The organism is Exiguobacterium sp. s70 (genome assembly GCF_018618315.1).
Taxonomy (GTDB): Bacteria; Bacillota; Bacilli; order Exiguobacteriales; family Exiguobacteriaceae; genus Exiguobacterium; species Exiguobacterium chiriqhucha.
Map to the genome: position 1 here is coordinate 533,814 of NZ_JACSLV010000002.1, position 12,713 is coordinate 546,526.

13 protein-coding genes are annotated in these 12,713 nt (G+C 53.5%); 11 read left to right on the forward strand and 2 right to left on the reverse strand.

The annotated features are described in order from the left end of the window. From KNP84_RS07395 to KNP84_RS07410, 4 genes are all read left to right on the forward strand, one after another. Nucleotides 1–1,527 carry an ABC transporter ATP-binding protein gene (locus KNP84_RS07395; RefSeq protein ID WP_021067173.1) on the forward strand — a complete coding sequence of 509 codons (1,527 nt, stop codon included), beginning with the start codon at nt 1–3 and terminating at the stop codon, nt 1,525–1,527. Then, complete coding sequence (locus KNP84_RS07400; RefSeq protein ID WP_021067174.1) at nt 1,524–2,588, forward strand: ABC transporter permease; 1,065 nt, start codon at nt 1,524–1,526, stop codon at nt 2,586–2,588. Before KNP84_RS07395 ends, KNP84_RS07400 begins: the two co-directional genes overlap by 4 nt. Next, a complete protein-coding gene (locus KNP84_RS07405; RefSeq protein ID WP_021067175.1) occupies nt 2,585–3,544 on the forward strand; it encodes an ABC transporter permease in 960 nt (319 codons plus the stop codon). Before KNP84_RS07400 ends, KNP84_RS07405 begins: the two co-directional genes overlap by 4 nt. Before the next feature lie 82 nt (nt 3,545–3,626). Next, entirely contained in the window at nt 3,627–4,433 is an 807-nt protein-coding gene (locus KNP84_RS07410; protein WP_214800847.1) for a thermonuclease family protein, read from the forward strand. A 38-nt stretch (nt 4,434–4,471) separates the two neighbouring features. Here the strand turns inward: KNP84_RS07410 and KNP84_RS07415 are convergent, their stop codons facing one another. After that, nucleotides 4,472–4,720 (reverse strand): ferredoxin, encoded by a 249-nt coding sequence (locus KNP84_RS07415; protein WP_021067177.1) that lies wholly within the window; start codon nt 4,718–4,720, stop codon nt 4,472–4,474. 142 nt (nt 4,721–4,862) lie between these two features. Between KNP84_RS07415 and KNP84_RS07420 the strand changes: the two genes are divergently transcribed. From KNP84_RS07420 to KNP84_RS07450, 7 genes are all read left to right on the forward strand, one after another. Beyond that, complete coding sequence (locus KNP84_RS07420) at nt 4,863–5,885, forward strand: YpbB family protein (RefSeq protein WP_021067178.1); 1,023 nt, start codon at nt 4,863–4,865, stop codon at nt 5,883–5,885. Continuing rightward, on the forward strand, nt 5,869–7,296 hold the full coding sequence (locus KNP84_RS07425; protein ID WP_215114542.1) for a RecQ family ATP-dependent DNA helicase: 1,428 nt from the start codon (nt 5,869–5,871) through the stop codon (nt 7,294–7,296). Before KNP84_RS07420 ends, KNP84_RS07425 begins: the two co-directional genes overlap by 17 nt. 41 nt (nt 7,297–7,337) lie before the next feature. Next, complete coding sequence (locus tag KNP84_RS07430; RefSeq protein WP_021067180.1) at nt 7,338–7,541, forward strand: hypothetical protein; 204 nt, start codon at nt 7,338–7,340, stop codon at nt 7,539–7,541. A gap of 163 nt (nt 7,542–7,704) precedes the next feature. Then, entirely contained in the window at nt 7,705–8,562 is an 858-nt protein-coding gene (locus tag KNP84_RS15370; protein WP_021067181.1) for a MerR family transcriptional regulator, read from the forward strand. 61 nt (nt 8,563–8,623) lie between these two features. Then, the gene (locus KNP84_RS07440; protein WP_021067182.1) at nt 8,624–9,205 is read left to right on the forward strand and encodes an adaptor protein MecA; all 582 of its coding nucleotides are present in this window, start codon (nt 8,624–8,626) and stop codon (nt 9,203–9,205) included. 95 nt (nt 9,206–9,300) lie between these two features. Further along, complete coding sequence (locus KNP84_RS07445) at nt 9,301–10,218, forward strand: D-alanine--D-alanine ligase (protein ID WP_214800846.1); 918 nt, start codon at nt 9,301–9,303, stop codon at nt 10,216–10,218. Nucleotides 10,219–10,368: 150 nt separating this feature from the next. Further along, on the forward strand, nt 10,369–11,637 hold the full coding sequence (locus KNP84_RS07450) for a Glu/Leu/Phe/Val family dehydrogenase (RefSeq protein ID WP_021067184.1): 1,269 nt from the start codon (nt 10,369–10,371) through the stop codon (nt 11,635–11,637). Nucleotides 11,638–11,681: 44 nt separating this feature from the next. Here the strand turns inward: KNP84_RS07450 and KNP84_RS07455 are convergent, their stop codons facing one another. Then, nucleotides 11,682–12,689 carry a YpdA family putative bacillithiol disulfide reductase gene (locus KNP84_RS07455; RefSeq protein WP_215114543.1) on the reverse strand — a complete coding sequence of 336 codons (1,008 nt, stop codon included), beginning with the start codon at nt 12,687–12,689 and terminating at the stop codon, nt 11,682–11,684. Nucleotides 12,690–12,713 lie beyond the last annotated feature (24 nt).

Genomic DNA, 12,713 nt, shown 5'->3' on the forward strand with positions numbered 1-12,713 from the left:
TTGGAATATGTAATTGAAATGCTCAATATTCGCAAAGAGTTCGGAACGTTCGTTGCCAACGACAATATCACCCTCCAATTGCGCAAAGGAGAGATTCATGCGTTGCTCGGCGAGAATGGTGCCGGAAAATCGACGCTCATGAACGTCCTGTTCGGTCTTTATCAGCCGGAAGGCGGGGAGATCCGCGTGCGTGGGGAGAAAGTGAACATTGAGAATCCGAACATCGCCAACGACCTTGGGATCGGTATGGTACACCAACACTTCATGCTCGTCGAGAAGTTCACGGTGACCGAGAACATCATCCTCGGCTCAGAGCCGAAGAGTGGATTGACGGTCGACCGGGCCACGGCGCGTAAAAAAGTTATGGAGATCTCGGAACAATACGGTCTCCGCATTGATCCGGACGCTAAAATCGAGGACATCTCGGTCGGGATGCAACAACGTGTCGAAATTTTGAAGACGCTCTATCGCGGCGCTGAAATCTTGATTTTTGACGAGCCAACCGCTGTATTGACGCCACAAGAGATTCAAGAACTCATTCAAATCATGAAGCGTTTGATCGAAGAAGGTAAATCGATCATCTTGATCACGCATAAACTGAAAGAGATCATGCAAGTGGCCGACCGCTGTACGGTTATCCGTCGCGGACGTTATATCGGCACCGTCGATATCGATGAGACGGTCAATGAAGACCGTTTGGCTGAAATGATGGTCGGGCGTGAAGTTAACTTTGATGCGGAATATTCCAAGGCAGATCCACAGCAAGTCGTCCTCGACGTGCAAAAACTCGTCGTCAAAGACAGTCGCGGGCTTGAAGCCGTCGACGGCTTGGATTTACAGATTCGTTCAGGAGAGATTCTCGGAATCGCCGGGATTGATGGAAACGGACAGACCGAGTTGATTGAAGCCATCTCAGGCTTGAAGAAACCGGAGTCTGGAAAAGTATTGTTGAATGGGAAAGACGTGACTGGGTTCACGCCACGTAAAGTGACGGAATCTGGCGTCGGTCATATCCCGCAAGACCGTCATAAACACGGACTCGTCCTCGACTATTCGATTCGGGACAACATGGTCCTCCAAACGTATTACAAAGAGCCGTTCTCGAAGCGTGGTTTGATGAACTATAAAGCTGTGGCTGAAAAAGCGAAGGCGTTGATTGAGAAGTTTGACGTCCGAACTCCATCGGTCGATGTGCCAGCCCGTGCCTTATCAGGTGGTAACCAGCAGAAAGCGATTATCGCCCGTGAAGTCGACCGGTCACCTGACTTGTTGATTGCGGCCCAACCGACGCGTGGACTTGACGTCGGTGCAATCGAGTTCATTCATGAACAGCTCATCAAAGAACGTGAGAAAGGACGCGCCGTCCTCTTAATCTCGTTCGAACTCGAAGAGATTTTACACGTCGCGGACCGAGTCGCCGTCTTATATGAAGGTAAGATTGTCGGGATTCGTGATCCGAAAGAAACGACCGAGCAAGAACTCGGCTTCTTGATGGCCGGCGGTAAGAGAGGAGAAGAAACAGTATGAATAAGTTAGGATTCAATCGACTGCTCATCCCGCTCTTGTCGATTTTGATGGGACTTCTCGTTGGGGCAATCGTCATGCTGATCGGCGGTTATGACCCGATTCAAGGGTTCTCGTCATTGTTCGAAGGTATGGTCGGAAGCCCATATGCAATCGGAGAAACACTTCGTGCCGCAGCGCCGCTCATCTTCTCAGGTTTAGCGGTCGCGTTCGCGTTCCGGACCGGTCTCTTCAACATCGGGGTCGAAGGTCAAGTGTTAATCGGTTGGGTGGCAGCCGTTTACGTCGGAATTAACTTTGATTTACCGATGTTCATCCACCTTCCGCTCGCGCTTCTCGCGGCTATGTTCGCGGCAGCGCTCTGGGCGTTCGTCCCTGGTTTTTTGAAAGCCAAGTTCCACGTTCATGAAGTTATCACATCAATCATGATGAACTATATCGCCTTGTACACGACGAACGCGATCTTGCGTAGCGTCATCGGCGTAACGAACGAACGGACCGAGTCAATCAACGAGTCGGCGTCGCTCGCGTCGCCATGGCTTCAAGAAATGACGCAGTTCTCACGCTTGCACTGGGGTGTCCTCATCGCTGTGCTCGCGGCGATCGTCTATTACTACATCTTGCAACGGACGACGCTCGGCTATGAGCTTCGGGCCGTCGGCTTCAACAAACACGCGTCGCAATACGCAGGTATGAGTGTCAATCGCAACATCATCCTATCGTTCGTCATCTCGGGTATGTTCGCTGGACTCGCTGGAGCGATGGAAGGTCTTGGTACGTTCAACGGGATGACGCTCAGTGCTTCGTTCACTGGAGTCGGATTCGATGGGATTGCCGTCGCCCTTCTCGGTGCGAACACGGCCATCGGTGTCGTCTTGGCAGCCATCTTGTTCGCCGGACTCAATATCGGTGGACTCGCGATGCAGCTCGGCGCCAACATTCCGTCCGAGCTCGTCAAAGTCATCATCGCCGCCATCGTCATCTTCGTGGCGTCTGGTTATGCGTTCAACTACGTGATTGACAAATTCAAAGGAAATCGTAAGAAAGGAGTGGAGAAAAAATGAGCTTCTTAGAAGTCCTCTATATCGTCGTTCCGGTCGCGTTGGCCTATGCGACTCCACTCATCATCGCGGCGCTCGGCGGCATTTTCAGTGAACGTTCGGGTGTCGTCAACATCGCCTTGGAAGGCATCATGGTCATCGGTGCCGCTACGGGAATCATCACGACGCTCACGTTGACGGAGATGGGGCTTGGTGGTCTCAGTCCTTGGATCTCGCTCTTGGTCGCCATGGTCGTCGGCGCACTCTTCTCACTTTTCTTGGCAGTGCCGGCCATCCTTTGGCGTGCTGACCAAACGGTGCTTGGGGTCGCGATCAACATGCTTGCGATCGGTCTCGCCATCTTCGTCGTCCGTGTCCTCTACAACAAAGGACAAACCGATTTCATCGAGTTTCGGATTGCGAAAGAGAACGTGCCGATTTTATCGGATATCCCGGTGCTTCGTATGTTCTTCATCAACGTCCAGTACACGTCGTTCATCGCCATCGCGCTCGCGTTCGTCGTCTGGTTCGTCATCTTCAAGACGCCGTTCGGCCTTCGTCTCCGTTCGGTCGGGGAACACCCGATGGCGGCTGACACGATGGGAATCAACGTCACGAAAATGCGCTTCATGGGCGTCATGCTCTCAGGTGCGTTCGGCGGTCTCGCCGGTGCGGTCTACGCCGTCACGGTCACGACGAACTTCAGTGGGACGACGATTGTCGGTCAAGGCTTCTTGGCCATCGCTGCCATGATCTTCGGGAAGTGGAACCCGCTCGGCGCGCTCGGAGCCGGTCTCTTCTTCGGTTTCGCCCAAGCGTTGTCGATCATCGGCAGTAACTTGCCGGTCATCAGCAACGTGCCGCAAGTGTTGCTCTTGATTGCACCGTATGCGCTTACGATTCTTGCCCTCGCGGGTGTCGTCGGACGTGCGGATGCACCGAAATCGGTCGGTATCCCATATATTAAAGGGAAACGCTAATCACCAAAAGGACAAATGTCCATTTCACCAAGGTTGTTTGACGCTTAAGTCAAACAACCTTTTTTGTTATACTGGTGTAGAGGTGAGACAATTGAAAAAATGGTGGCAACTGCTGATTGCCGTCGTGCTGAGCATCTCGCTCGCAGGCTGCTCAGTCGATGACTGGTTCGCTGAACAAATCGACCCGCCGGAGTCGCTCGTCGAACTCGAGGCCGACTTTCCGTCGGCGTCGGTCACGCAACAAGTCGCACGGCCGCTCGGCAAGACTGAGACGGTCACGCTCGACCGCGTCATCGACGGGGATACGCTCAAAGTCGAGTTTGAGAACGGGGCGACGGAATCGATTCGCCTCTTGCTCGTCGATACGCCAGAGACGAGTCATCCGACGTTGCCGGTACAACCGTTCGGAGAAGATGCAAAATCATTCGTCGAGCGTTGGCTACCAGAAGGGGATACGATCACACTGGAGTATGACGTCGGGCGCTACGATCGCTATCAACGGACACTCGCCTACGTCTGGTACGATGATGCGATGCTGAACGAGGAATTGTTACGTCGCGGTCTGGCGCGCGTCGCCTATGTATACGCGCCGAACACGCAACACATCGATGCGTTCCGGGACGTCGAACAGGCCGCGCGTCAGGAATTGCTCGGGATTTGGAGTCTCGAGGATTATGTGACCGGCAACGGGTTCGACCACGAGGCGACCGAGCCGGCCCAGCCGAAACGAGACACGGATGGATGTGACATTAAAGGGAATATCAATCGGGACGGAGAGAAGATTTATCACGTTCCGGGCGGGGCGAGCTATGAGCGCACGATCCCGGAAGAGATGTTCTGTACAGAGAAAGAGGCGCGGGAGGCCGGTTTCCGCAAAGCGACACGTTAAAAAAAGACATGTGCGCCGAGATGGCACACATGTCTCCCTTATTCGTACTTGAGTGCGTCGCCGTCGAATGATTCGTCTGCGACTTTGATTGAGTCGGTCGGGCAGCCCTCGAAGGCGTCCATCAAGTCCTCATACAACTCATCCGGGACTTCAATCGTACCCGTGTTGTCGTCCATCAAGTTGAACGCGAGGCCTTCGTCATCATAGTCGAAGATGTCTGGGGCAGCTGCTCCGCAGGCACCACATGCGATACATGTATCTTTATCAACAATCGTAAATTTTGCCATTTGTAACCCTCCATACGTTTCGTCTCTCTGCATAGAAATGATTTTCTACTGACTATGAGTAATTGTAGTCTACATACCCAAATATTTCAATGAGGAAACGAATAACGTTTTGGAAGCATAATTTTAACAAGGAGGTGGAACGATGGTTCATTTAGCGGACGGGGTGTTATTACTATCCATCCAACGCTTGAAAGGTGAACGTAGCGAGCGCAGTTTGTTTCATGTGTTGAACGGGAAACGATCGGCGACGACACTGCAAGATGCCTTTTTTTATGATTTGGAACCGATTTTTGGCTTGTTCCCCTACACGAAGTACGACTATGAGAAACTGCTCGCCTCGTTCGAGAAGCGAGGTTGGCTCAACCGCTCGAGTTTTACCTTGACCGAAGCCGGGTCCATGCTCGCTTCGCCCGAGGCCGTCAGCGACTTGTTCGACCGTCTCGGCGGCGAGTACCGGGACTATACGACGATGACATGGAAACGGCTCAGCCTGTTCGTGCAGACGTTCATGTCGCTCGAGCATGAGCGGACGTTTTATCCGGTCCAGGCCGATCGTCTGGCCGAACGTTGGGTCAAGCAAATCGTGCGGACCGAACGCGAATGGCGACCGTTGATTCAAAGTTTCCATCACGAGCTCGAGACGGCGCTTGAAGACATCGGCGACCCTTATGCGACCGCCGTCGTTTATAGGTTCACGGGAGCGTTCGAGACCGGGTATACGTATGAACAAATCGCGGCCCTCCTCGACGTCGATGCACGGACGGCCCGACTCTACTTCTTGGCCGGGTGGAATGCGCTCCTGTGGAAATTGCCGCGAGATGCGAAACTGTTAGGATTCGCCCACGGCTTATCGAGTGAACGGATGACCTTATCGGCGCGAGGGTCGTATGAACAGTTCTTGGCTGGTCGATCGTTCCAACAAGTCCAGTCACAGCGGCGGTTGCGCACTAGTACGATTGAAGACCACGTCGTCGAGATGGCGATGTATTTAGACGAATTTCCGCTCGATCAATTTGTTCCGCTCGAGCAAATCAAGCAAGTCGAGCAACTGCGTGACGAATCGAGCTGGGCGCTCAAACCGATTTTTGAACAAATCGACGGGATCAGTTATTATCAAATCCGATTGGTGTTCGCACGATTGAAACGAGGTGAGACATTTGTTTGAGAAGACGTTGAAGCGGGTGTTCGGTTATGACAGTTTCCGTCCGGGACAGCGCGAGGTGATCGATGCGGTCGCCGATGGACAAGACGTGCTCGCCATCATGCCGACCGGGGCCGGGAAGTCATTGACGTTCCAACTCCCGTCCTATATCAAGAACGACGGCTTGACGATTATCGTCTCGCCGCTCTTGTCACTGATCGAGGACCAGATGCTCCATATCCGCGAGCGCGGCGAACGTGGGGTTGCCCGATTGACGTCGATGGAGACGCTCGAAGAGAAGCAAGAGATTTTAAACCATTTGAAACGGTACCGCTTCTTGTATTTATCGCCGGAGCAACTTGCCGTGCCCCATGTGACACGGGCGCTGGCGCGCACAAAGATTCAAATGCTCGTCGTTGACGAGGCGCACTGTATCTCGCAGTGGGGCCATGAGTTCCGCCCGGAGTATGCGCGTCTAGGTGAACTGCGCAAGCAGCTCGGCAGTCCGCAGTGCATGGCTGTCACGGCGACCGCACCGGAGACGGTGAAACGAGATATTGTCGAGAAACTGGCGCTCTTCTCGCCGGCGCAGTTCGTCCACTCGGCGAACCGTCCCGAGATTCGCCTCATCGTGGAACGTCTCGGGTCAGAAGATAAGATGCGCCGTCTGAGCGAACTCGTCCACGACGTGCCGAAACCGGCCGTCATCTATACAGCGACACGGCGTGAGGCCGAAGCGCTCGCCCTCCATCTCGATGACGCCTTGTTTTATCACGGTGGCATGTCGACCGAGGACCGGCGCCTTGTACAGTCACAATTTTTACGTGACGAAGTCGCCATCATGGTTTGTACGAGTGCGTTCGGGATGGGTGTCAATAAAGATAACGTCCGTTCCGTCATTCATTATCAAATCCCGGCCACGCTCGAGGCGTACATGCAAGAGATTGGTCGGGCTGGGCGTGACGGCGAGCCGGCTTTCGCGGTCTTGCTATACGCCGAAGGGGATGAGCGGATTCAACAGTTTTTGATCGACCAGCAATATCCGAAAGACAAAGATATCCGTCTCGCCTATTTTGAACGAGACAATGGCACGAGCCTGGCCCAGTTGCCACGTTTATTGCGCTTGAACGAGGAAGATCCGGTTTGGGGACTGTTGAATCAGATGCTTGCCGAGCGGACGCTTGCCGAGGCGGTGGATTGGGTAAAAGATAGAAAGCGGGCCCGGTATCGTCAACTCGGACAGATGATGGACTATGCCCTCATCAAGACGTGTCGGCGCGATTATTTGTTAAATTATTTCTCGGAGCAACCGGTCAAGCAAAGCAATTGTTGCGACATCTGCGGCGAAATCGTGTTCCCGCCGTCGGAGCAACTTGTGTCTAAAAATGTGACAGATTGGAAACATCGGTTGGCTCGTATCTTTTCCTTTGATTGATATCATAGTAAAATGATAAAAAAGGTAAAGGAGGGCACACGTTGCGACATCGGAACCAAGCGGACTCACTTCGTGAAAAAGTGGTGGACACGTTGCCATCTCGCGCTGAACGGCAAGAGCATGAGCGAAAAGAGAAATTGAACGACAACTGGCTGAAGCGACCGCTCGCCATGATGCTGACACTGACGATGTTTGCCATTATTCTTGTATTTTTATATATAGGTCGTCACGACATCTTTTTCTAAACAATACGACGAGAACGTCGTATTTTTTTATGATTTTATGCCCGAGGTTGGGAATATGCACAATCTCACCAATTTCTCACAAGATTTGCACAATAAAACAGGTAAAGCCGTACAGATGGGTCTATACTGAAAGAGAAGAACTAGTAGGAAAGGAGGGGCTGCTGTGCCGAAGTACTCCATCAAGACGGTCGCGTCACTCACCGGAGTCAACCCGACCACGATTCGGGCGTGGGAACGACGCTATCAATTCATCGTTCCGAGCCGGACAGATTCGGGTCATCGATTGTATTCCGACCAAGACGTCGAGAAGATAAAATGGGTCGTTGAAAAACAACGGGAAGGATTGACCGTGTCCCAAGCGATTCAACAGCTACATGAAGCCCCGAAGCCGAAGCCTGCCCGCCTTTATGACGAGGAGCTCATGGACGGGTTGCTCGAGGCGTTACTTTCATTTGATGAACGTAAGGCGCACGATTTGATTAATCGTGCCTTTAATACGTTTAGTTTTGAAAAGGTTACGACAGATATCATCGGTCCGTTATTGATGGAAATCGGGACACGTTGGGAGAATGGGACGATTACGATTGCGCATGAACATTTTGCGACGGCCTTTTTGCGTGCCCGCCTGTCGACGTTGTCGCTCCAAATGCCGATGAATCCCTTTTTGCCGCGCATCATTTGCGTCTGTGCCCCGGGCGAGATGCACGAAATCGGGCTCTTGTTCGTGACGCTTTACTTACGCCAATACGGTTATGACGTGATTTTCCTCGGTGCGGGATTCCCGAAAGAGGATTTGAACGAGGCGTTGCACGATATCGATGCCAAGTGTCTGATTTTCTCATGTACGTTGACGGAACATCTCGATGGCCTGAAAGACGCGATGCAGTTCATCCAAGCCGACCACCCGAACCTCGTCATCGGGGCCGGTGGTTACGCGGTCAGCCTTCAAGCGTCCGAATTCGGATCGGCCTTCCTCGGGGACACGCCCGAGGCGTGGACCGAGTGGTTGTCAACTATTTGACAGCTCGAACAAACGGGAGTAGCTTATAAAGTAGGATTGATTATTCTTTGGAGGTTTTCGTTTGAGATTTGAAAAGCAAACAAAAGAACATTTAAGGGTATATTTGACCGCGAGCGACCTATCCACTCGAGGCATCGCCATCGATACCATCGTGGGGGAGAGCGGTCAAGACCTGTGGCGGGAATTGCTTGAGACGGCGGAAGCGGAATTTGGCTTCATGCCGCAAGGGACCGTCGACTTGAACGTGACGATGTTTCCCCGTGACGGGCTCGTCATCGACGTCCAGAAAGTCGATGCGCCCGTAGCGGAATCGGATCAAGAGCAAGTCGAGATTCGGCTCACCATCGACGTGATTCATCATTTGATTTATCAATTTGACGATATCGAGGACGTCATCAACGCCTCGATTCGCTTGTTCCCACATATGCGAGACACCGAGCAGGGCGGGGCGTTCTATCATTACGAGGGACGATACTATCTGCACTTTGTCGAGGTGCTCAAACCAGACGTGGAAGAACGACTGGCCGCCATCTTGTCGGAGTACGGTCGGACGACGACCGTCAGTCCGTACGTCATGATGGAGTACGGGAAGACGATTCAAACTGAACAGGCCGTGAAACAGCTGTACGATACGTTCGCGTAAGTACGGCTTTTTACCGTTCTGTTTCTATTGTTTTCGGCCGACACATGGTATGATAAAACTTGAATTTTGGAGTAGCTAGCTGAAGGAGAGATTTGATGAAAGTCGCGGTATTATATGGTGGTGTATCAGGTGAGCGGGAAGTGTCGCTCACGAGTGGTAAAGGAATGATTGAAGCGCTCGAAGAACGGGGTCACGACGTCGTGGCGATTGATTTTCACCCGGACCGGGCCAATGAGCTGTTGACGCTTCAAGCCGACGTCGTCGTCAGCGCCTTGCATGGCAAGTACGGTGAAGACGGACGCGTGCAGTCGCTCTTGGAGATGGCGGGCTTGCCGTACACGGGGTCTGGTGTGTTGGCGTCCGCGCTCGCGATGGACAAAGCCCGTGCGAAAATCATCTTCGCCGCTGCCGGCATCCGAATCGCCCGTGACGTCCTCATCGAGACAGGGGACGATATCGACGCGAAAATCGTCGAGTGGGGCGGTGAATTCCCATGTGTCGTCAAACCGGCCCAAGAAGGGTCTTCGAACGGATTGACAATCGCGATGGACGAAACGATGCTCCGTGAAGGAATCGACAAAGCGTTCGCCTGCGATACGGCCGTCTTGGTCGAACAATATATTAAAGGCCGTGAATTGACGGTACCTGTACTCGGAAACCATGGCGCCGAAGCCGCGCTCCCGGTCATCGAGATTATCCCGAAAAACGAGTTTTATGACTATGAGTCGAAGTATTCAGAAGGTGGATCGATTCACGTCTGTCCGGCCGAGTTGCCGGCTGCGTTGACCGAAGAAGTTCAGGCGGCCGCGATTCAAGCGCACCGTGCCCTCGGCTGCAGCGGATATTCCCGCTCAGACTTCCTCGTGTCAGAAGACGGGCTCGCCTATATTTTAGAGACGAACACACTGCCTGGCATGACGCCGCTCAGCCTGTTCCCGGACAGCGCCCGCGCCGTCGGCATCTCGTACGGTGAACTGTTAGAGCGATTCATCGCACTCGCACTTGAAAAGTAAGAAGGGGCACCCCCTTCTTTTTTCGTTTTAGAAAACGCTTTCATTATTTTTGTAAAAGCCTTTCAAATTGGGCGCGTATCAGATATACTTTTAAACGAATACGAGGTTGATTCTTGGGGGAGAATCGACAATTTAGGGGAGGAAACCTTCATGATTACGGATCAAGAAAAAGGTCATCAAAAACGAAAAAACATCCTTGAATCGACACAAGAAGTGATACACGAGGCGCTCGATAAACTCGGGTATCCAGAAGAGATGTACGAGCTCTTGAAAGAGCCGCTTCGGATGTTGACCGTCCGCATCCCGGTACGGATGGATGATGGATCGACCAAGATTTTCACAGGATATCGTGCGCAACATAACGATGCCGTCGGACCGACGAAAGGTGGAATCCGATTCCATCCGAGCGTGACCGAGGTCGAAGTGAAGGCGTTGTCGGTCTGGATGAGCTTGAAAGCCGGCATCGTCGACCTTCCATATGGCGGCGGTAAAGGTGGAATCGTTTGTGATCCGCGTGAGATGAGTTTCCGTGAAATTGAGCGGTTGAGCCGTGGTTACGTTCGGGCCATCAGTCAAATCGTCGGACCGACGAAAGACATCCCGGCACCGGATGTGTTCACGAACTCGCAAATCATGGCATGGATGATGGACGAGTATAGCCGGATCGATGAATTCAACTCACCAGGATTCATTACCGGGAAGCCGCTCGTGCTCGGTGGCTCGCACGGTCGCGAGACGGCGACGGCAAAAGGTGTCGCCATCATGATTCGAGAAGCGGCGCTTCGTCGCGGGATCGAGTTAAAAGGCGCCCGCGTCGTCGTCCAAGGATTCGGCAACGCTGGTAGCTTCTTGTCGAAGTTCATGCATGACGCCGGAGCGAAAGTCATCGCCGTCAGCGATGCGTACGGAGCCATCCATGACGAGAACGGTCTCGACATCCCGTACCTGCTCGACCGTCGTGACTCGTTCGGGACGATCTCGACCTTGTTCAAGAACACGATCTCGAACAAAGAGATGCTCGAACTCGACTGCGACATTTTGGTCCCGGCCGCGATCGAGAACCAAATCACCGAGGACAATGCCGACAACATCAAAGCGTCCATCGTCGTCGAGGCCGCGAACGGACCGACAACGAACGAAGCGACCCGCATCTTGACGGAACGTGGCATCCTGCTTGTCCCAGACGTGCTCGCTTCGAGCGGTGGGGTGACGGTCTCATACTTCGAATGGGTTCAAAACAATCAAGGTTACTATTGGACGGAAGAGGAAGTGGAAGAAAAGCTTGAGAAAGTGCTCGTCCACTCGTTCAATACGGTATACAATACCTCGTCGGCCCGTAAGGTCGACATGCGTCTCGCCGCCTATATGGTCGGTGTGCGCAAGATGGCAGAAGCGTCGCGCTTCCGCGGTTGGGTATAACAAAAGAGAGGGAAGACCTGAAACCAGGTCCTCCCTCTCTTTATTTATATTGTGACACCGTTGCGCTCCCGAAGCGTCTCGGCGATCGCTTGGCCATGGAAACGTCCGTTCTCGATAAAAATCTTATTGGCATCGTTTCCGGCAGCGACGACACCGGCGATGAACAAGCCGTCGACGTTCGTCTCGTAAGTCGTCTCGTCAAACGCCGGCACACCGGTCTCTTCATCGACTTGGACCCCGGCATCGGCGAACAGCCCATGGTCGGGCAAGTAGCCCGTCATGGCGAGGACGTGGTCGGTCTCGAGTCGATGTTCTTCACCATGCTGACGATAGACGACATGATGCGGTTCGATCCGAACGATCTCCGCTTCGAGCTCGAGTCGCACCTTGTCGTGACGGACGAGCGAGTCGAACGTCGGCAGTACCCACGGTTTGACGGACGGACTGTAACCGTCCCCGCGATAGAGCACCGTGACATGGGCGCCGGCCTTCTCGAGCTCGATGGCCGCGTCGACGGCGGAGTTTTTCCCGCCGATGACCGTGACGCGCTGCCGATAGAACGGATGCGCCTCTTTGAAGTAATGGGCGACGTGGGGAAGCTCTTCACCAGGCACGTCAAGTCGACGAGGGCGTCCGTAGTAGCCGGTCGCCAAGATGACGTAGTCGGCCTGACGCTCTTTGGCACCGTCCCGGTCGTGTCGGGACCGAACGACGAAACCGTCCTCGGTCCGCTCGACCGCTTCGACCGTCTCGAACGGATGGACATCGAGCCCGGTCCGGCTGACGACTTCCCGATAATAGACGAGCGCGTCTTGCCGTCGTGGTTTCAAATCTTTACAGATGAACGGGATATCCCCGATTTCAAGCAAACTAGCAGACGAGAAGAACGTCTGATGGGTCGGATACCGATAGATGGCATCGACGATATTGCCGCGCTCGATAATCGTGCACGAGATGCCGATGCGTTTCAATTCAATCGCAGCCGACAGCCCACATGGTCCGGCGCCGACGACGATAGCGTGTTTATTCAATGAAATCACCTCATCCCTCATTGTATGGAAGGACGAAACGGTTGG